The sequence below is a fragment of the Rhizobium sp. BK591 genome (assembly GCF_014195045.1).
GTDB lineage: Bacteria > Pseudomonadota > Alphaproteobacteria > Rhizobiales > Rhizobiaceae > Rhizobium > Rhizobium anhuiense.
Window position 1 is genome coordinate 359,662 of the sequence record NZ_JACIAZ010000006.1, and the last position, 18,073, is coordinate 377,734.

Below are 18,073 nucleotides of genomic sequence, written 5' to 3' on the forward strand. Positions count from 1 at the left end.
CAGCCGCCTTGATTTCTAAACGCGAATGACATTGAGCCGCAGAGCGCTGACGACGGCCTGCGTTCGCGTGGTGCATCCCAGTTTCTTGATCGCGCTGCCGATGTGATTGTTCACGGCATTTTCTGAGAGATCGAGAAGTTTGGCAATTTCATTGCCCTTCCTGCCGCCGGCGGTCAGCCTCAGGCAGTCCAGCTCGCTCGCCGTAAACTCGATGGGCTTGTGTTTCTCGTTCAATGTCAGTTGCGAGAGCCGGTCATAGATCAGCGTGGCGATGAACAGCAGCTTCGCCATCTCGATCATGCTGAAATTCCGCGACCCCGAAATCGACATGGCGCCGCGTCCGCCCGCGGCATCGTGGACAGGAAAATAGGCGCCTTTTTCCATGCCGTATCGGTTGAACAGCTCGATGACCGTGGACTTCTTGCCTTCGCCGCGATTGGTATTGATCGCTTCGACGTCATAGTTGAACGGGCTGGTCGATCTCAGCATCCGGCGGATGACCGGGCTGTCGATCATCAGGTTATGGGCGTCATAGAAATCCACCATCTCCGCCGGCCAATTGGTGATGATCTTCGTCGCGCCGATTTCGAGGATGTCGACGGTCGGCAGCGTCATGAACAGGAACGCATTCATTCCAAGGTCTTGCGTGAGACCCTTCATATATTTGAACACTTCGTAATGCGTGTTGAAGCCTGCGGCGACTTCCTCGATTCGATTGAATTCGGCCTCGAGCTTCATGTCTTCTCCATCAGCCGCCGCATCCGGGCGCTTGGCGACGGCCGCCTCATTCCTCAAATCGCAATCGATACAGAGAATGATGCAGCAATTCAAAGTGTTACAGCGTCCTTTGCGCGTCCGAAAGACGTGCAAGGGACGCTGTAATGTGCCGGGCGAATCCGCTCGGATCGGATGTGGATTCTACACGGTTGGAGGACGCTGCAACATGTGGCAGCGGAAGAAAAAGACAAGGCCTTAACTGCCGGGAAAAGTACGCTTACGAGACAACGAGCCCTTAACAAATCGTAAAGGCGCTTTCTGGCTTCCGGGCACAAAAGCGGTGAAAAATCGCCAATGTCGGCATGGAAAATCCACCGCGGCAAATCTTGTATCGAACCGATACGTTCGAAACGAATGCTTATATCAGATTGATTTTATTGACACATTTCTCCTCTGCCTGATTGGCTCGAAGAGCCTGTATGGGTGAATGACCGGGTTAATGGATACTTAAAGAATTTGCCGGATTTTATCTTCAGATTGCTCGTCCAGCGCAAGCTCGCAGTGGGAGCGCTGCTGGCACTCTTTGAGGGGACCGCATACCGACCGCCAATCGACGATGTCTTCCGCCAATTCGTTTTGATCGATGAAATTGTACTAAGTAACTGTAAATATTAGAGGAATATGTCGTGCCCTGGCAAGTCTTGATCGGAAATGTGGCTGCGGTTGCGCTCGTCATTTCGGTGTGGATGCACCTGCATTACAAGTTCTACCGCCTGTCGAAGGTCCAGGCAGAACTTGGTTTCGGCTTGATGATGGGCCTTGGGGCAGTCTTGTCGATGCTGCTGTCCGTCGAGGTCGACAGCGGCTATTATCTCGATCTCCGTTCGACCTTGCTGGCGGTCTCGGCAGTATACGGCGGTCCGCTGGCGGTTCTGACGACAGCCGCCCTCACATCCGTGCAGAGGATCTCCATGGGTGGCGCCGGTGTCGAGCCGGCACTGATCTCGATCATGCTGGTATCCGTGTTTGGACTGGCGGTCCACTTCCTGTTTGGCAGGGGCTCGGCGGATGTCAAAAAGGCTCTGGCTTGTGCCGTAACGGTGGCCGCGGTCACATTGGCGATGAGCATTTTCCATCGAGGCGGCTGGTCGCATATCACGACTGTCAGCCTTGCCGTCATAGGCGTGAAATTCGCCGCGACCTTGGCCGCGGCATCCGTCATTACCTATTTCCATGCCTTTACCCTCGAGCGGGATATCTTGAAGGCCGCGCTGACCCAGGCGCCGGATTTCCACTATGTCAAAGACCGGAATAGCCGCTTCGTCGTCACCAACCTCAACGTCGCGCGAAACCACGACCGCACCAAGTCTTCGGAGATGGTCGGCCTGACGGATTTCGATCTCTATCCCAGCGAAATGGCGCAAGCGTTCTTCGATCACGAACAGGAGATCATGGCGACCGGCGAACCCATCGTCGACTTCGAGGAACCGCTCGTCCAAGAGAATGGCCGGGAACGCTGGTTCATGACGTCGAAGGTCCCGTTGCGGAACCGCCACGGCGATCTGATCGGACTTTCCGGCGTGACCCGCGATATCACCGAGAAAAAGCGTCTCATTCAGGAAGCGCTCGACAGCAAGAACGTGTTGTCCCAAGCGATGACGGAAATGTCCGATGGGCTTGCCATGTTCAATTCCGCGGGCCGGCTGGTGTTTTGCAACGATCAGTATCGCGCCGCCTTTCCCCGTTCAGCCGATGCCAGACGGCCCGGCGCTGCTATAACCGACATTCTGCAGGCCGTTATGCGCAACGGTGAGCGGATCGACGTCGGCCCGGATGCCGGCGAGGATTGGATAGAGACGGAAGCAGCCCAGCTTTTCCTGACCCATGATAGTGACATACCGATGTTCGATGGACGCTGGCTCAGGCAGCGCACCCGTTTGGCGGCCGACGGCTCCGCCCTGGTGGTGGTTTCCGACATCACCTCGATGAAGCACTCCGAGGAACGGCTGACGCAGCTCGCCATGAAGATGAAAGGGCTGGCCGACACCGACGCATTGACCGGTATTGCCAATCGCAGAGTGTTCAACGAGGCGATCTCGGAAGAGTTTGCCCGCGCCCGCCGGGCCGAATCCGCTCTCAGCCTGCTGCTGATCGATGTCGATCACTTCAAGGCCTACAACGATACCTATGGTCATCTCGAAGGAGACAATTGCCTGAGGATGATCGGCGAGGTCCTCAGGTCGATTGCCAAGCGCCCCTGCGACCTCGCGGCGCGATTTGGCGGGGAGGAGTTCGCCATCCTGCTGCCCGGCACGGACAGGGACGGCGCGGTGCGGCTTGCCAAGATGCTGCGCTCGGCATTGCATCGGCGCGCAATCCCGCACAGTGAGAGCAGCAAAATGATCGTGACGGTCAGTATCGGTGTGGCGAACATCTTGGATCGATTTACGACGCCGGCAGAATTGGTCGCGGCCGCAGACCGGGCGCTTTACGCGGCGAAAAAGCACGGTCGCGACCGTATTGAAGCCGCTGCAGTTCAAGCAAGAGCGGCGTGAGTTCCGACACTTCGCACACGTCTCGCCCCTATTTCTCAGCGAGCCTCACTTTGCAAGCTTGCCGATCGCCTCGATCTCGTTCGTCCATATGCCCGCCGCATAGTCCTGTGGCAGCCGTGCCAGTTGCGTGGGGTCGTCGATGCCGCTGGAAAAATCGCTGCCGCGATAGGGGCCGAGCACGAAGACCTCGGTTCCGGCATCCTGCATCCGGTTGAGAAAACGGTCCGGCCAGCCCCAGAGCCACGGCGCGATATTGATCGGCACCAGCATCATCCGATGTTTGCAGACGTCCGGCAGCACGCCGCTCCAGCCATAGCCGATATAGCCGAACAGGCAGCCCTTCAGGCTCTTGCGCGAGGCGGTCCTGATATCGGGCGAAAGCCGGCGCAGGACGTCGATCGGCTCGTCGCCGCCATAGACTGTGATATCAGCCCGTCGCGCGGCGGGAAGCCCGTTGAGCACGGCGGCGAGCTTTTCGCCCTCGGAAGGGTCGCGGCTCTTGACGTTGATGAGGAAGCGCCGATCCGGAAAGGTCGTCAGCACCTCGGCAAGCGTCGGCATCATGCCGATGCCCTGGCCGCGAAAGGGAAAGCTCTTGCCGCCATCGGCCGTATAGCCATAGCCGAGGTCGAGCTTCTTCATGTCGGCCATCGAATGCTCGCGCGTGACGCCGTGCCCGTCGGTGCGGCAGTCGAGCGTCCAATCGTGAAAGACGGCGAATTGCCCATCCGTCGTCGGATGCACGTCGATCTCGACCATATCGGCGCCGGCTGCAAAGCCTGCCTGCATCGAGCGGATGGTATTTTCGAGATAATCGTGTTTCGGCGGCAGCATGCGGGCGGCCGTGCAGGTATCGTTCTTCAGATCGGTTTCGTCGAACCGCTGGGCGATGCCGCGATGGGCGAGCAGCACCGGTTTTCCCGGCCGATGCTCTGCGAGCAGGTTGGTATTGTTGAGGTAGATGCCGGCGGCTGCAGCGGCGATTGCCGCCGCGCAATAGAGAAGCTTCCTGCCCAAGATTTATCCCCCTCCGGTTGCATCGAACGCACAAGGGCTAGAAAGCGATTCCGGTTGTTCTTGGGCCCTTTTCCGGCTTTTCTATGCCATCGCCTATTTGCCGGACGGGAGCCTGATCGCTATGGAACCACAAGACGACGAGCTCATCCATTTTGAAGCGCATGGCGCCGCCCCGTTGCCGCCGGCAGCAGTCGAAGGCCATGTCGAGCACGACGGCGCCCGCATCTGGTATGCGAGCTACGGCGCCGGCCCTCCCGTCATTCTGTTGCATGGCGGCCTCGGCCATAGCGGCAACTGGGGCTATCAGATCCCGGCACTGTTGCTGAGCCGCCGCCGCGTCGTGCTGATCGACAGCCGCGGCCACGGAAGAAGCAGCCGCGATATCAGGCCCTATGCCTATGAGTTGATGGCTGCCGACGTGCTTGCCGTCATGGACGAACTCCATATCGATAAGGCGGCGATCGTCGGCTGGAGCGACGGCGCTTGCATCGCTCTGATCCTGGCCATGACGGCGCCGTCGCGGGTTGAGGGCGTCTTTTTCTTCGCCTGCAACATGGATCCGAGCGGCACGCTGGAATTTCATCCGACCCCGGTCATCGACCGATGCTTCAGCCGGCACGCCAGCGATTATGCCGCCTTGTCCGCCACGCCGGACGATTTCCATCCTTTTGTCGAGGCGGTCAGCCTGATGATGCGGACGGAGCCGAATTATGACGCGGCCGACCTCGGCCGGATCCGCGTGCCGGTCGCCATCGTGCTCGGCGAACATGATGAATTCATCAAGCCCGACCATGCCGAATATCTGGCCCGCAGCATTCGGGACGCTGCGATGATCTATCTCCCGGGCGTCAGCCATTTCGCGCCGCTGCAGCGGCCCGCCGAGTTCAACGCCGCGCTGGTCACCTTCCTCGATGGGATAGGATCACCGGCGTGAGCGGCGCATTCGATCGTGAGCTTTTCCAGCCCCTCTGGCCTCGCGCCCATTTCCCGCTATCTCTCGCTTCATGAGACCTGATGCGCTGCTCTATCCCGCCCCCGAAGGGCTCTATTGCCCCGAAGGCGGCTTCTATGTCGATCCGGTGCGGCCAGTCGAGCAGGCGCTCGTCACCCACGGTCATTCCGATCACGCCCGGCCGGGCCATGTGAATGTGCTTGCCACCCGCCAGACGCTCGACATCATGCGTCTGCGTTACGGCGAGGGTTTTTGCGCCAGCGAGCAGGCCGCCGCCTTCGGCGAGGCGCTGCTGGTCAACGGCGTCAAGGTGAGCTTTCATCCGGCTGGCCATGTGCTCGGCTCGGCCCAGATCGCCATCGAGAAGAACGGCACCCGCATCGTCGTCTCCGGCGATTACAAGCGCCGCCCCGACCCGACCTGCGAGGCCTATGTGCCGGTTCCCTGCGATGTCTTCATCACTGAGGCGACCTTCGGCCTGCCGGTCTTCCATCATCCCGATCCGATGGACGAGATCGGCAAGCTGCTGGCGTCGCTGCGGCAATTTCCCGAGCGCACCCATCTCGTCGGCGCCTATGCGCTGGGCAAGGCCCAGCGTGTCATCCGGCTGCTGCGCGATGCCGGTTATGCCGAACCGATCTATATCCATGGCGCCATGGAAAGGCTCTGCGACTATTATATCGGAGAGGGCATCGATCTCGGCGAGCTGCTGCCGGCCACCATCGAAAGCCGCGACAAATCAGCCTTCAGGGGCGCCGTCGTCATCGGTCCGTCATCGGCCTTCGCCGACCGCTGGGCTCGCCGTTTCAACGAACCGTTGCCGGCCTTCGCCTCCGGCTGGATGATGGTGCGCCAGCGCGCCAAACAGCTCGGCGTCGAACTGCCGCTCGTCATCTCCGATCATTGCGACTGGCCGGAACTGACGGAAACGATCCGGGAACTGCACCCGGCCGAGGTCTGGGTGACGCATGGCCGCGAGGAGGCCCTGGTGCGCTGGTGCCAATTGCAGGGCATCAAGGCGAAACCGCTGCATCTGGTGGGGTATGAGGACGAGGGGGATTGAGGATGGAGTTCGTTGCTGAAAATCCGTCCCCAAACCCTCCCCACAAGGGGGAGGGGATGCCGGGCCTCGCCCGTCGCATTTTACCTCTGACGGCCTTGCATGCAGCGACGTTGCCTTGGGACGAGGCGTTGCCGCAGGTTAGTTCCTCCCCCTTGTGGGGAGGGCTTGGGGAGGGGGCTTTTCCATGCGCCATTGGGGAGGGGTTTTCCTCAAGAGCCGGGAGGCGTCCATGAAAGCCTTCGCCGACCTCCTCGACCGTCTGGTGCTCACCCCCAGCCGCAACGGCAAGCTGAAGCTGCTCACCGATTATTTCCGCGACACGCCGGACCCCGACCGCGGCTATGGCCTTGCCGCCATCGCCGGCACGCTGGAGGTGCGCAACGTCAAGCCCGCCATGCTGCGCGAGCTGGTGCTGGAGCGCATCGACGAGGTGCTGTTCCGCTATTCCTATGACTATGTCGGCGATCTTGCCGAAACCATCTCGCTCGTCTGGGACAATGAGAGGGATATCGACCGTTCGGCACTCGCTCAGCCGCGCCTCGGCGAAGTCGTCACCGGCATGAACGCGCTCGGCCGCACCGAAGTGCGGAGCTTCGTCCGCGACCTGCTCGACCGGCTGGATTCGTCCGGCCGTTTCGCCTTCATCAAGCTGGCGACCGGCGCCATGCGCATCGGCGTTTCCGCCCGCCTTGCCAAGCAGGCGCTCGCCGATCTCGGCGGCAAGGACGTGACCGAGATCGAAACCCTCTGGCATGGCCTGCAGCCACCTTACGAGACCTTGTTCACATGGCTGGCAGGCGGCGGCGAAAAGCCGGTGCTGGCCACACCGGCGATCTTCCATTCCGTCATGCTCGCCAATGCGGTGGAGGAGGGCGATCTGGCCGGCCTCGATCCGGCCGGCTACGCCGCTGAGTGGAAATGGGACGGCATCCGCGTCCAGCTCTCCCGCTCGGGCGACAGGCGCAAGATTTATTCCCGTTCCGGCGACGACATTTCAGGCGCCTTTCCCGATATTCTCGACGCGATCAATTTTTCCGGCGTCGTCGACGGCGAGCTGCTGGTCGGCGGCACCGCCCGCTCCAACAGCCCGACCCGAACCTTCTCCGACCTGCAACAGCGCCTGAACCGTAAGACGGTGACGGCGAAGATGCTTGGCGATTACCCCGCCTTCATCCGCACCTATGACCTGCTCTTCGACGGCGAGGAGGATGTCCGCGGCCGCTCCTATATCGATCGCCGCGACCGGCTGACCGAGATCATCGATCGCGCCCCCCATGACCGTTTCGACCTCTCGCCGCTCGTGCCGTTCTCCTCATGGGAGGAACTCGACGCCCTACGCGCCGCCCCGCCCGATCCCGTCATCGAAGGCGTGATGATCAAGCGCCGCGACAGCATCTACCAGGCCGGCCGCATGAAGGGTCCCTGGTTCAAGTGGAAGCGCAATCCTTACAATGTCGATGCGGTGCTGATGTATGCCCAGCGCGGCCATGGCAAGCGCTCCAGTTATTATTCCGATTTCACCTTCGGCGTCTGGGCCGACGACGAGGACGGCGAACAGCTGGTGCCGGTGGGCAAGGCCTATTTCGGCTTTACCGATGCCGAACTCGAGGTGCTCGACAAATTCGTGCGCAACAATACCACCGAGCGTTTCGGCCCGGTGCGGGCCGTGCGCGCCGACAGGGATTTCGGCTTCGTCGTCGAAGTGGCTTTCGAGGGCATCAACCGCTCGACCCGGCACAAATCCGGTGTCGCCATGCGTTTTCCCCGCATCGCCCGCCTGCGCCCCGACAAACCCTCCTACGAGGCAGACCGGTTGCGCACGCTGATCGCCATGATCGACGCCAAACCGGCGTGACCGGATGGATAATGAATGACGCAGACTGGGGCAGAAGCCGTCAAGCGATCCGCCTACAGGTCCCAGGCGATGATTTCAAGATCCGGCCACAGCGTGCCCCACCGCGCGATCTTCTTCTCGTAGATTTCCCGGGTAATCTGCTTCTTGTTGGCTCGCACCACCGGGGCCAGGAGGTCCTTCAGGCCGTAGGGTGCAAACAGATCCAGCCCCTTGTCCACGGGGCGAATGCCGACGGCAGCGGCCGTGGTCGGAAAGGTCGTGATCGCCTCATCTGTGGATGTATACGGCGTTATCGAATGCCCGAACTTTTCCTTGTACCAAATATGAACTCTGGCCTGGTTCTTCACGTCTATCCAGACAGGCAGATTGGATAATAGCCCCCGAATACGGGCAGAGTGATCTGCTTCGGCGCTTTCGGACAGATCATTGCCATCGAAATAAACAATATCGATGTCATTGATGCCGTGATCGTGGGCAAAGCCAAAGGCGTGGTTCCATACTGTCTGGGCGATCGCCCCGGCCACCAATCGCGCATCAGGCAACCCGATACGGTCCCAGTGATCGAGCACCGTCGAGAGAAGCGGACTGTCCGAAATGATCGCCTGGAGTTCCATGTGCGGATTCAGCGTCAATTCCCCCTTTTCGCTTATCCAACGCGATTCCCGATATAAGATTGTTGCGATAAGGTTTGCGTGGCAACCTGCGCAACAATGACGCAGGGCAATATTTTCAACACCATGTGTATTGGCGGCAACGATCTTCCGGTGCAGATTTTGCATGCCGGGGAGATGATTTGGGTGCTGCGTTATGAGCTCGCGTGAACAAAATTCCTTTTTCCTCCAACGCCGTGCCGTGCTGGCGGGTCTTGCCGGTGCATTCGTCCTGCCGCGGATGGCGGCCGCCTTCGATGTCCCGGACGAGCCGCGCCTCGCCAAAGGCGACTATGCCAAAGTCCGCCACCATTTTCGCACCAAGCTGTTGCAGAAGGGCCCGGCGCCCGACAAATACGAACCGCTGAATGCGCCTGCCGATGCAGACAAGATCTTCTACCGCTCCGGCTACGGCGAGTTGGAACTGGCGGCCTGGGTTTCGAAATACAAGCGCGAGCGCGCCGCCAAACCGGCCGTGCTCTTCCTGCACGGCGGCAATGCCATGGGCATCGGCCACTGGCAGTTGATGAAGCCCTATATGGATGCCGGTTATGTCGTGATGATGCCATCGCTGCGCGGCGAAAACGGCCAGATGGGCAATTTCTCCGGTTTCTATGACGAGGTCGACGATGTGCTCGCCGCCGCCGAGCGCCTGGCGCATCTGCCGGGTGTCGATCCCGAACGCCTGTTCATCGCCGGCCACAGCATCGGCGGCACGCTGACCATGCTGGCGGCGATGAGCACCGATAAGTTCCGTGCCGCGGCGCCGATTTCGGGCAATCCCAATGCTTTCCGCTTCTTCAGCCGCTATCCCCAGGATATCCGCTTCGACGACAGCAATGCGCATGAGTTCGAGGTGCGGTCGGCGCTGTGTTACGCCCACAGCTTCAAATGCCCGGTCCGTGTCGTCCACGGCACCGAAGAGGCCCATTTCAATGACCGCGCCGATCTGCTTGCCCGCCGCGCCCGCGCCGCCGGCATCCATATCGAAACCGATACCGTCGCCGGCAACCACACCTCGGCGCTGCCGGCCGAGATCGAACAGAGCATCCGCTTCTTCCACGGGGTGGCGGCCTGAGTTTTGCCGATACCGGCAGCAGCGATGAAGTGTGACGGATGATTGATTGCGATCCCGCCGCCGCCCACGGTGGCGGGTTCATCGTTTGCTGATCTTGCTTTTCCCACCCCAACACCAGCCTCGCGCCAGCCGCAGATGCCATCGTCCCGGCAGATGTCGTTGTCTGCCGATCGTTGATAAGGGTGGTTCCATGAATTTTCTGCGCCGGGTCTTCCCGATTGCCGGGCTTGTGATTGCCGTTGCGTCGCTGAGCGGCTGCAACATTCTCATTCCCGATGTCGCCGCCGATTCGCCCGCCCGCTTCGTCCAGGAAACCTCGCCGGTGTTTTATCAGCCGCCCGGCGTCGATCCGCGCCGGGTGCGGCCCATTCCCGATCAGCCGGTGCCGCAGACGCGCGAACTCTACAAGACCCAGTTCCATCAGACCTACGGCCTGCCGGTCACCAATCCCGTGCACATGGCGATGTATGGCCAGCTTCGCGACGAGGATTTCACCCTGCCGGCGATCCCGATCAGCCGCGTGCAGCCGCAGTTCCTGCGCCAGGAGGTCGATTACCAGACGACAGAGCGGCCCGGCACCGTGATCGTCGATACCAAGACGCGCTTTCTTTATTTCGTCGAGGGCAACGGCAAGGCGATGCGCTACGGCGTCGGCCTCGGCCGCGACGGTTACGCCTGGTCGGGCCGCGGCACCATCCAGTGGAAGCAGAAATGGCCGCGCTGGACGCCGTCAGTCGAAATGGTCTCGCGCCAGCCTGAGGTTCGCCCCTTCGGCGCGGAGAATGGCGGCATGAATCCGGGACTGATGAACCCGCTCGGCGCCCGCGCCATGTATATCTTCAAGGGCGGGCAGGACACGCTCTACCGCATCCATGGCACGCCCGACTGGCAGTCGATCGGCAAGGCCACTTCATCTGGCTGCGTGCGCATGCTGAACCAGGACGTCATCGATCTCTACGACCGCGTTCCGGCCAAGGCTGAGATCGTTGTGATGTAGCGCTGCAACAGCGCGCCCCATATCGTCTGCCCCAGGCCGGACACGTCTGCGTGAAGCTATGGTTTATTTGGCGCAAGCCGATAGATTCACTGATGTCGTTATCCCAGGATTCCCGCATCAAAGGAAATCAGTCCCGCGTCATGAGCTTCGATAGACATCTTTCCCGCCGTAGCTTTCTTTCCTTTTCGGCATTGACCGCAGCCTCCGCACTCACCGGCTGCGCCTCCAGCGCCAACACGGTGACATCAGGCGATACAACGATCATTTACCGTTCGCCCATGCGCCTGTTCCAGTCCCCGGGGGCGTCGAGCGTGCCGAGCGGAGCCGAGCTTGCCGTCATGTATGGCCCCATCGAGGACGGCGGCTTTCTCATTCCCGCCGTTCCCTACGAACAGATCGATCCGCGCTATTATCGCCAGCGCGTCGTCGATCCCACCGGCCAGCCGCCGGGCACCATCGTCGTCGATACGCCATCGCGTTTCCTCTATCTCGTCCAGAGCGATGGCATGGCGATGCGTTACGGGGTCGGCATCGGCCGCGAGGGTTTTGCCTGGCAGGGCTCGGGCGTTATCCAGTGGCGGCAGAAATGGCCGCGCTGGAAGCCGCCGAACGAGATGGTCGCCCGCCAGCCGGAACTCGTCAAATATTCGATCGACAACGGCGGCATGGAGCCGGGCCTGAAGAACCCGCTCGGCGCCCGCGCGCTCTATATCTTCTCGAATGGCGAGGACACGCTCTACCGCCTGCACGGCAATCCCGACTGGCGCTCGATCGGCAAGGCCGTCTCATCGGGCTGCGTGCGGCTGATGAACCAGGATATCATCGATCTCTACGACCGCGTGCCGACAAAGGCGCCGATCGTCGTCTGGCAGTAATGATCACCAGGGCGGCCCACAATCCGGCCGCCCCGGATCGATCCTTTTCCCCGAGGAAGTCGTTGCTTCCGCCCAAAAGCACCAGCTTTCGCTTGAGCAAGAGTTTTCATTTTGCGCCGCCAGGGGATTTTATTTTTCGAAATACCATTGCTTAATTCGATAAATATCCTACATGGTGCGTATCGAATTGCTTGCGACCTTTGTCCACGCGCTGAAGCGCTCCGTCAGATATCCTCTCAACATCGATACGGCTTGTCGGATATCTCTCCGCAGGCGAACACAAACGGTTGAAAAGGAGATCGTTATGAATTCAGGCGTCGTCAAGTGGTTCAATGGCACCAAGGGCTTTGGCTTCATCCAGCCCGATGATGGTTCTACCGACGTTTTCGTTCACATTTCAGCGGTTGAACGCGCCGGCATGCGCGAACTCGTTGAAGGCCAGAAGATCCGCTACGATCTCGTCCGCGACAAGAAGTCCGGCAAGAACTCGGCTGATAATCTTCAGGCCGCATGATTTGTCATTCGCCTGCGCTGACCATGAACATGGCGGCGGGCTGACCAAATGCTGGCAGCGAGCTGACCACGGATGTACTGGCAGCGAACTGACCAAAGATTGGCAGCGGGCTGAGTGACTGGAAGAGGTCGGGTCCGAGCCCGGCCTTTTTGCTTTGATCGCCTGGCTTTGCTGATTTGATCGCCCGGCCTTTGATTGATCGATTGCGCAGCCGAAGAGTCGAAGGGACGCTGAAATGGGCAGACCAAACTATAAAGTCGGCGACATGATCGTGCTGAAATCCGGCCTCACCCGCACGGCGAAAGCCGACAAGCGGTGCCGGATTTCCAGCATACTGCCCAACGACCACGGGCATGTGCAATATCGGGTCCAGTTCGATGCGGAGAATTTCGAGCGCCGCATCACTGAGGCCGATATCGATACGGGGGAAACGCCATCCAGGGTTTCTCCCGAGGCGGCGGCCAAGTCCGATGGCGCCGAGCCATGGCTGAAGTTTTCGAGCATCAAGATCGGGAAGTAGTCCCGCCGTTTTTACTATGACAGCGCGGCCTTGCCGCCGACAGGAAGGATATCGTTTTGCAGGTTCTCGTCAGGGATAACAACGTCGATCAGGCGCTCCGCGTGCTCAAGAAGAAGATGCAGCGGGAAGGTCTGTTCCGGGAAATGAAGGCGCGCAGCGCCTTTGAGAAGCCGTCCGAGAAGCGCGCCCGCGAAAAGGCCGAAGCCATTCGCCGCCAGCGCAAGCTTGCCCGCAAGAAGCTGCAGCGCGAAGGTCTGCTGCCGGCACCGAAGAAGGTTCTTCGCGCCCGCTAAACCTAGCCGTGGAATCACGGCGCCTGCCGTGGAATCGTGGCGCCAAACATGGAGCCGCGGTTCCAGCCGCGGAGCCACGACTCTAGCGCCGCCATCACCTGAGAAAGGGGCACATGACCGCCACCAAGGGAGAATTCTTCAATCCCGCCAAGCTCTCGTCTCGCGACAAGGCGGAAGCGACCGATCATACGGCGCGCGCCATCATCGCCGCTGAGGCATCGGCTCGTGACAAGAAGACGGAGAAGCTGAAAGCACTGCGCCTGCAGCAGGAGGCCGAAGCCGAACCTAAGGCGCCGCCTGCAAAGAAGCGCCGGTCGCCGGCCAAGCCGGCTGCGGGACGGCCCTAATCCTCGGTGGGTGCCCTTATTTAGGCTGACCGGGTGGATGCGTTCAGCCGTCCGTGCCGGCGTGGGCGAGATTGCCGCGCAGCCGATGCAGCATGTCGCGCATCTCGGCCATTTCCTTGAGCGTGCAGCCGGCGGCTTGCCCGATCGCCGTCATGATCGTATCGATCTCCCCCTTCATCGCCTCACCTCTCGGGGTCAGTGACACGATTACCTGCCGTTCGTCGCGCAGGTCGCGGATGCGCTTGATCAGTCCGCCCTGTTCCAGCCGTTTCAACAGCGGCGACAGCGTGCCGGAATCGAGATCGAGCTGCTCGCCGATCGTCTTCACCGGCAACTCGCTGCGTTCCCAGAGCACCAGCATCACCAGATATTGCGGATAAGTCAGCCCGACCCGGTCGAGGATTGGCTTGTAGGCGCGGGTGAAAGCATGCGCCGTCGCATAGACCGCGAAGCACAACTGCTTTTCCAGTCGTTTCTCCTCTTGCGGTATCTCCATCGTCTTCGTCGTGTGCGCTTTCATATCCATCATCCTTGAGGCCTTATTGTCCTCTTTTCGAATTCGAAATGCAATTTGCAAAATTCACTTGCGTACAATTTAATTGTGCGATATTGAAAGTCCAACCCGATCGAAGGGCCAATCAAAGGAGATCGTCATGCCTATTCTCTATACGACCAAAGCCTCTGCCACCGGCGGCCGCGCAGGCCGCGCCGTTTCCGAAAACGGCGTTCTGGACGTGACGCTGACCGTTCCCAAGGAACTCGGCGGCGACGGCGCGACCGGCACCAATCCCGAACAGCTCTTCGCTGCCGGTTACTCCGCCTGCTTCCTCGGTGCTTTGAAATTTGTCGCGGGCCAGCAGAAGGTCAAGATTCCGGAAGAGACGACGGTTTCCGCCAAGGTCGGCATCGGCCCGCGTGAAGATGGCGGCGGCTTCGGCATCGAAGTGGCGCTGACGGTCAATATCCCCGGTCTCGACCGTGAAACCGCCGAAAAGCTCGCCGCCGCGGCCCACATCGTCTGCCCCTACAGCCACGCCATGCGCACCTCGACCGAAGTTCCGGTTACGGTTGCCTGATCGGCTTTAAGAAAGGCGGCAGCCGCGATGGCTGCCGCAATCTGCCGGTAGGGCAGGGCCATTGACCTGGTGGGAAATCGGTTCGATTTCAGCTCCGCATCGCGATCAGCGCCGCCGAACCCGCCATCAGCCCTGCCGCCGACCGGTTCACCGCCCGCATCTGGCGTGGTGAGCGGATAAAGGCGCGGGCTCTTGCCGCGACCATGAGATAGGCGAGTTGCACGCCGAGATCGATCGCAAGGCCGAGAGCGACGATCACGGCAATCTGCGATACCGACAGCGCCGTCAGATCGAAGGCCTGTGGCAGCACCGCCCCGAAAAACACCACCGCCTTCGGATTGCCGAGCGTCAGCAGCATGCCGGCGACCAGGTCGCGCTTGCCGCCCGCCTGCGCCTGGATGCCATCAGGCGCGCTCGTCCAGAGCTTCCAGGCTATGAACAGCAGATAGGCGACCCCCAGCCATTTGACGATGACGAAGGCGGCTTCGAAGCGCAATGCCAGCGCCGAAAGCCCTGAGATCGCTGCCACCAGCCAGAGCGAATTGCCGGCGATCATGCCGAGGATGAAGGTAAGCGTCGAGCGCCCGCCACGCGTAAGCACCTGCGCGATCAGCGCGCCCTGGGCCGGTCCCGGAAGGGCGGCGGCGAGTGTGAAGGGAATGATGAAGAACCAGATGCTCATAGCCCGCCTATTCCGCCGTTGTCCGCCTGTTATGACGGGACGGCCGCGGCGACGCAGCGGCCTTCAGCGTTTCGGCCGGCATGGATGATAGCGCCTGCAGGTCCTGCCGCAGCCGCGCGGAACCGCTATCCGAGAGCCTGCCGTCAAGCAGCGCATGCGTCGCTTCCCAGATCGGCAGCGCCTTTGCCAGCGCCGCCTTGCCATCGGCGGTGAGGCTCAGCAGCCGGCCGCGCCTATCCCGGGGGTTCTCCATCACTGCGACCCAGCCCTTGCGCTGCAGCGGCTTCAGCGCCGCCGTCAGCGTTGTCTGGTCCATCGCGAGCAGGGCGGCGACCGGTCCCATCGGCGGCGGTTCCGGCCGGTTCAGCGACATCATCAGCGAAAACTGCCCGTTGGTCAGCCCCGCCGGCCTCAGCGCATCGTCGAACAGCCGGGCAAGTGCGCGCGCCGCCCGCTGCACATGCAGGCAGAGGCAGGTGTCGCGCACCATCAGCGTCGTGGAAAAGGGAATCTCGATCGAATTTGACATGCTCCATTTCTATTGATATCAATGTAATTAGTCAAGGAAAAGGAGCGTGCCGGAGGAGGGCGCATTCCATGCAGAATGAGGTTGTTTCCCGAGAAGAATGGCTCGAAGCTCGCCGCGCCCTGCTGGTAAAGGAGAAGGAGGCGACGCGGCTGCGCGACAGCGTCAACGCCGCCCGTCTGGCGCTGCCCTGGGTGAAGGTCGACAAGGATTATGTCTTCGACACGCCGGAGGGAAAGAAATCGCTCGCCGATCTTTTCGACGGCCGCAGCCAGTTGCTGGTCTATCATTTCATGCTCGGCCCCGATTGGGATGCCGGCTGCACCGGCTGCTCCTTCCTGTCGGATCATGTCGACGGCGCCCTGCCGCATCTGAACCATCACGACGTCACCTGGGTCGCCGTTTCGCGCGCGCCGCTCGACAAGATCGCCGCCTACAAGCGGCGCATGGGCTGGCAATTTCCCTGGGTCTCTTCCTTCGGCAGCGATTTCAATTTCGATTATCACGTTTCTTTCAGCCCGGAGGATCTTGCCAAAGACAAGGTCTTTTACAATTTCACGCCTATGCCGCCGGCTGATGCCAATGACGAGCTGCCGGGCCTCAGCGCCTTCTACCGCGACGACAAGGGCGAGGTCTTCCATACCTATTCGAGTTATGCCCGCGGCCCGGAAGAACTGATCGGCACCCTGATGATCCTCGACCGCGCCCCGAAGGGCCGTAACGAGGACAGCACGATGAATTTCGTGCGCCGCCACGACGAATATGAGGGGGCCCCGAAGGCGCCATCCTGCTGTCACTGAGCCGGGATGCGGAAAGACGACGCCACCATCACTCAAGGGAGAAGAGGACGATGAAGACCGCTGAAGTGCTGAAGGAACATTCCTTCCTGGAAAGACTGATCGGCGAATGGACCGTCACCGCACCCGATATGACCGGCAGCGAGCCTTGGACGGAAACCGTGCGCTCGCTGCACGGCATCTGGTTCGTCGCCGAAGGGACCGGCCGCATGCCGGATGGTAAAGAGGCGACCAGCATCCTGACGCTTGGCTACAACGCCGCAAAAGGCAAATATATCGGCAGCTGGATCGGCAGCATGATGGACTATATGTGGGTCTATGAGGGCGAGCTCGACGCATCCGGCAATGTGCTGGACCTCTATACGACAGGTCCCGACTTCAATGGCGAGGGACTTGCCGATTACTGCGAGCAGATCACCTTCACCGACGCCGATCACCGCACCTTCATCTCCAGCGCCAAGCAGCCTGACGGTTCCTGGAAGCAGTTCATGGAAGCACATTACGCCCGCAAGATCTGACAATCACGGCGCTCGACCTTGAAAGAAGGGGTTTCGAAAAAGAGGCCTCGGGAAAGGAGCGTCGAAAAAGGGAGAGTAGGATGTCCGAGACGCATGGAAAGTTCATTTGGTGCGAGTTGATGACCCCCGACACAGCGGTTGCTGCGAAATTCTACAGCTCCGTCGTCGGCTGGACGACCTCCGAGATGAAAATGGAGGGCATGCCGACCTATACGATCTTCGAGGCGAACGGCATCGGCGTCGCCGGCCTGATGGAGTTTCCGGCCGAACTCGAGGGCAAGGGCATTCCACCGAACTGGACGGGTTATGTTGATGTCGACGACGTCGATCAGTCGGCCAAGGATTTCGCCGCCAATGGCGGTTCGGTCCGCCGTCCGCCGGAAGACATCCCGACCATCGGCCGCTTCGCCGTCGTCGCCGATCCGGGTGGCGCGGTGATCTGTATCATGACGCCGGCGCCGATGGACAAAACCTGGCCGGAACTGGCCTTCGACGCGCCCGGCAATATCGGCTGGCACGAACTCTACGCCGGCAATGGCGAACAGGCGCTGGCCTTCTATTCCAAGCTGTTCGGCTGGACGAAGCACAGCGATTTCGACATGGGTCCGATGGGCGTCTACCATCTCTTCGCCCATGGTGGCCGGCAGATCGGCGGCATGATGACCAAGCCGGACAATATGCCGATGCCCTTCTGGTGCTACTATTTCATCGTGCCGGCGATCGACGCCGCGATCGAACGCGTCACCTCAGGCGGCGGCAAGGTCGTCAACGGCCCGATGGAAGTCCCCGGCGGCAGCTGGATCATCCAGGCCACCGACCCGCAAGGCGCCTTCTTCTGCCTGGTGGCGCCGAAGCGGTAGGTTTTGCCGCATTTTTGGCGGTGTGGCGTAAAGCCCCCTTATCCGCCCTACGGGCACCTTCTCCCCGAGGAGAGAAGGGGGAATCGAGACGTCGCCACGAGTCCCTTCTCCCCGCGGGGAGAAGGGCGGCAGCCGGATGAGGTGGCTTCACGGCACACGGCCAACACCAATCACACCCATC

21 protein-coding genes are annotated in these 18,073 nt (G+C 61.0%); 15 read left to right on the forward strand and 6 right to left on the reverse strand.

Going from position 1 to position 18,073, the window contains the following annotated elements; translation table 11 throughout:
- Window positions 1-15: 15 nt before the first annotated feature.
- A complete protein-coding gene (locus FHX10_RS26375) occupies window positions 16-738 on the reverse strand; it encodes a helix-turn-helix transcriptional regulator (protein WP_047614496.1) in 723 nt (240 codons plus the stop codon).
- 665 nt (window positions 739-1,403) lie between these two features.
- Here FHX10_RS26375 and FHX10_RS26380 point away from each other — a divergent pair.
- A complete protein-coding gene (locus tag FHX10_RS26380) occupies window positions 1,404-3,272 on the forward strand; it encodes a diguanylate cyclase (RefSeq protein ID WP_097542740.1) in 1,869 nt (622 codons plus the stop codon).
- A 45-nt stretch (window positions 3,273-3,317) separates the two neighbouring features.
- Here the strand turns inward: FHX10_RS26380 and FHX10_RS26385 are convergent, their stop codons facing one another.
- Window positions 3,318-4,289, reverse strand: coding sequence for a glycerophosphodiester phosphodiesterase family protein (locus tag FHX10_RS26385; protein WP_183905771.1), 972 nt, complete (start codon window positions 4,287-4,289; stop codon window positions 3,318-3,320).
- A gap of 121 nt (window positions 4,290-4,410) precedes the next feature.
- Between FHX10_RS26385 and FHX10_RS26390 the strand changes: the two genes are divergently transcribed.
- From FHX10_RS26390 to FHX10_RS26400, 3 genes are all read left to right on the forward strand, one after another.
- A complete protein-coding gene (locus tag FHX10_RS26390) occupies window positions 4,411-5,223 on the forward strand; it encodes an alpha/beta fold hydrolase (RefSeq protein ID WP_097542738.1) in 813 nt (270 codons plus the stop codon).
- A gap of 70 nt (window positions 5,224-5,293) precedes the next feature.
- A complete protein-coding gene (locus FHX10_RS26395) occupies window positions 5,294-6,304 on the forward strand; it encodes a ligase-associated DNA damage response exonuclease (RefSeq protein ID WP_048338326.1) in 1,011 nt (336 codons plus the stop codon).
- Window positions 6,305-6,533: 229 nt separating this feature from the next.
- Entirely contained in the window at window positions 6,534-8,159 is a 1,626-nt protein-coding gene (locus FHX10_RS26400) for a cisplatin damage response ATP-dependent DNA ligase (protein ID WP_168333952.1), read from the forward strand.
- 53 nt (window positions 8,160-8,212) lie between these two features.
- Here the strand turns inward: FHX10_RS26400 and FHX10_RS26405 are convergent, their stop codons facing one another.
- Window positions 8,213-8,791 (reverse strand): nucleotidyltransferase family protein, encoded by a 579-nt coding sequence (locus tag FHX10_RS26405; RefSeq protein WP_246721380.1) that lies wholly within the window; start codon window positions 8,789-8,791, stop codon window positions 8,213-8,215.
- Window positions 8,792-8,966: 175 nt separating this feature from the next.
- On the opposite strand from FHX10_RS26405, the gene FHX10_RS26410 reads away from it, so the two are divergent.
- The 7 genes from FHX10_RS26410 to FHX10_RS26440 all read left to right on the forward strand — a co-directional run bounded on the left by FHX10_RS26410 (window position 8,967) and on the right by FHX10_RS26440 (window position 13,433).
- The gene (locus FHX10_RS26410; protein ID WP_029868116.1) at window positions 8,967-9,887 is read left to right on the forward strand and encodes an alpha/beta hydrolase family protein; all 921 of its coding nucleotides are present in this window, start codon (window positions 8,967-8,969) and stop codon (window positions 9,885-9,887) included.
- Window positions 9,888-10,077: 190 nt separating this feature from the next.
- A complete protein-coding gene (locus FHX10_RS26415) occupies window positions 10,078-10,884 on the forward strand; it encodes a L,D-transpeptidase (protein ID WP_029868115.1) in 807 nt (268 codons plus the stop codon).
- Window positions 10,885-11,024: 140 nt separating this feature from the next.
- On the forward strand, window positions 11,025-11,759 hold the full coding sequence (locus FHX10_RS26420) for a L,D-transpeptidase (RefSeq protein WP_029868114.1): 735 nt from the start codon (window positions 11,025-11,027) through the stop codon (window positions 11,757-11,759).
- A 304-nt stretch (window positions 11,760-12,063) separates the two neighbouring features.
- Window positions 12,064-12,273, forward strand: coding sequence for a cold-shock protein (locus FHX10_RS26425; protein WP_003546468.1), 210 nt, complete (start codon window positions 12,064-12,066; stop codon window positions 12,271-12,273).
- Between the two features lie 235 nt (window positions 12,274-12,508).
- A complete protein-coding gene (locus tag FHX10_RS26430) occupies window positions 12,509-12,793 on the forward strand; it encodes a hypothetical protein (protein ID WP_029868111.1) in 285 nt (94 codons plus the stop codon).
- A 56-nt stretch (window positions 12,794-12,849) separates the two neighbouring features.
- Window positions 12,850-13,086: a 30S ribosomal protein S21 gene (gene rpsU, locus FHX10_RS26435; RefSeq protein ID WP_003569533.1), complete on the forward strand. Its 237-nt coding sequence runs from the start codon at window positions 12,850-12,852 to the stop codon at window positions 13,084-13,086.
- Between the two features lie 113 nt (window positions 13,087-13,199).
- Window positions 13,200-13,433, forward strand: a complete 234-nt coding sequence (locus FHX10_RS26440) for a hypothetical protein (RefSeq protein ID WP_029868110.1) — start codon at window positions 13,200-13,202, stop codon at window positions 13,431-13,433.
- 43 nt (window positions 13,434-13,476) lie between these two features.
- On the opposite strand, the gene FHX10_RS26445 is transcribed toward FHX10_RS26440, so the two are convergent.
- Window positions 13,477-13,962: a MarR family winged helix-turn-helix transcriptional regulator gene (locus tag FHX10_RS26445; RefSeq protein ID WP_047614211.1), complete on the reverse strand. Its 486-nt coding sequence runs from the start codon at window positions 13,960-13,962 to the stop codon at window positions 13,477-13,479.
- A 124-nt stretch (window positions 13,963-14,086) separates the two neighbouring features.
- On the opposite strand from FHX10_RS26445, the gene FHX10_RS26450 reads away from it, so the two are divergent.
- Complete coding sequence (locus FHX10_RS26450; protein WP_029868108.1) at window positions 14,087-14,509, forward strand: organic hydroperoxide resistance protein; 423 nt, start codon at window positions 14,087-14,089, stop codon at window positions 14,507-14,509.
- 88 nt (window positions 14,510-14,597) lie between these two features.
- Here the strand turns inward: FHX10_RS26450 and FHX10_RS26455 are convergent, their stop codons facing one another.
- On the reverse strand, window positions 14,598-15,191 hold the full coding sequence (locus tag FHX10_RS26455) for a LysE family translocator (protein ID WP_168333954.1): 594 nt from the start codon (window positions 15,189-15,191) through the stop codon (window positions 14,598-14,600).
- A gap of 7 nt (window positions 15,192-15,198) precedes the next feature.
- Entirely contained in the window at window positions 15,199-15,720 is a 522-nt protein-coding gene (locus FHX10_RS26460; RefSeq protein WP_168333955.1) for a MarR family winged helix-turn-helix transcriptional regulator, read from the reverse strand.
- A 68-nt stretch (window positions 15,721-15,788) separates the two neighbouring features.
- Here FHX10_RS26460 and FHX10_RS26465 point away from each other — a divergent pair, with 68 nt between their 5' ends.
- From FHX10_RS26465 to FHX10_RS26475, 3 genes are all read left to right on the forward strand, one after another.
- A complete protein-coding gene (locus tag FHX10_RS26465; RefSeq protein ID WP_029868105.1) occupies window positions 15,789-16,517 on the forward strand; it encodes a DUF899 domain-containing protein in 729 nt (242 codons plus the stop codon).
- Window positions 16,518-16,567: 50 nt separating this feature from the next.
- The gene (locus FHX10_RS26470) at window positions 16,568-17,032 is read left to right on the forward strand and encodes a DUF1579 domain-containing protein (protein ID WP_029868104.1); all 465 of its coding nucleotides are present in this window, start codon (window positions 16,568-16,570) and stop codon (window positions 17,030-17,032) included.
- 80 nt (window positions 17,033-17,112) lie between these two features.
- Window positions 17,113-17,892 carry a VOC family protein gene (locus FHX10_RS26475; RefSeq protein WP_168333956.1) on the forward strand — a complete coding sequence of 260 codons (780 nt, stop codon included), beginning with the start codon at window positions 17,113-17,115 and terminating at the stop codon, window positions 17,890-17,892.
- Window positions 17,893-18,073 lie beyond the last annotated feature (181 nt).

Excerpts from the sequence above, each read along its gene's own strand:
- FHX10_RS26375 (WP_047614496.1), bottom strand. The coding sequence starts at position 738 with ATGAAGCTCGAGGCCGAATTCAATCGAATCGAGGAAGTCGCCGCAGGC.
- FHX10_RS26390 (WP_097542738.1), top strand. The coding sequence starts at position 4,411 with ATGGAACCACAAGACGACGAGCTCATCCATTTTGAAGCGCATGGCGCC.
- FHX10_RS26395 (WP_048338326.1), top strand. The coding sequence starts at position 5,294 with ATGAGACCTGATGCGCTGCTCTATCCCGCCCCCGAAGGGCTCTATTGC.
- FHX10_RS26400 (WP_168333952.1), top strand. The coding sequence starts at position 6,534 with ATGAAAGCCTTCGCCGACCTCCTCGACCGTCTGGTGCTCACCCCCAGC.
- FHX10_RS26410 (WP_029868116.1), top strand. The coding sequence starts at position 8,967 with ATGAGCTCGCGTGAACAAAATTCCTTTTTCCTCCAACGCCGTGCCGTG.
- FHX10_RS26415 (WP_029868115.1), top strand. The coding sequence starts at position 10,078 with ATGAATTTTCTGCGCCGGGTCTTCCCGATTGCCGGGCTTGTGATTGCC.
- FHX10_RS26420 (WP_029868114.1), top strand. The coding sequence starts at position 11,025 with ATGAGCTTCGATAGACATCTTTCCCGCCGTAGCTTTCTTTCCTTTTCG.
- FHX10_RS26425 (WP_003546468.1), top strand. The coding sequence starts at position 12,064 with ATGAATTCAGGCGTCGTCAAGTGGTTCAATGGCACCAAGGGCTTTGGC.
- FHX10_RS26430 (WP_029868111.1), top strand. The coding sequence starts at position 12,509 with ATGGGCAGACCAAACTATAAAGTCGGCGACATGATCGTGCTGAAATCC.
- FHX10_RS26440 (WP_029868110.1), top strand. The coding sequence starts at position 13,200 with ATGACCGCCACCAAGGGAGAATTCTTCAATCCCGCCAAGCTCTCGTCT.
- FHX10_RS26445 (WP_047614211.1), bottom strand. The coding sequence starts at position 13,962 with ATGATGGATATGAAAGCGCACACGACGAAGACGATGGAGATACCGCAA.
- FHX10_RS26450 (WP_029868108.1), top strand. The coding sequence starts at position 14,087 with ATGCCTATTCTCTATACGACCAAAGCCTCTGCCACCGGCGGCCGCGCA.
- FHX10_RS26455 (WP_168333954.1), bottom strand. The coding sequence starts at position 15,191 with ATGAGCATCTGGTTCTTCATCATTCCCTTCACACTCGCCGCCGCCCTT.
- FHX10_RS26460 (WP_168333955.1), bottom strand. The coding sequence starts at position 15,720 with ATGTCAAATTCGATCGAGATTCCCTTTTCCACGACGCTGATGGTGCGC.
- FHX10_RS26465 (WP_029868105.1), top strand. The coding sequence starts at position 15,789 with ATGCAGAATGAGGTTGTTTCCCGAGAAGAATGGCTCGAAGCTCGCCGC.
- FHX10_RS26470 (WP_029868104.1), top strand. The coding sequence starts at position 16,568 with ATGAAGACCGCTGAAGTGCTGAAGGAACATTCCTTCCTGGAAAGACTG.
- FHX10_RS26475 (WP_168333956.1), top strand. The coding sequence starts at position 17,113 with ATGTCCGAGACGCATGGAAAGTTCATTTGGTGCGAGTTGATGACCCCC.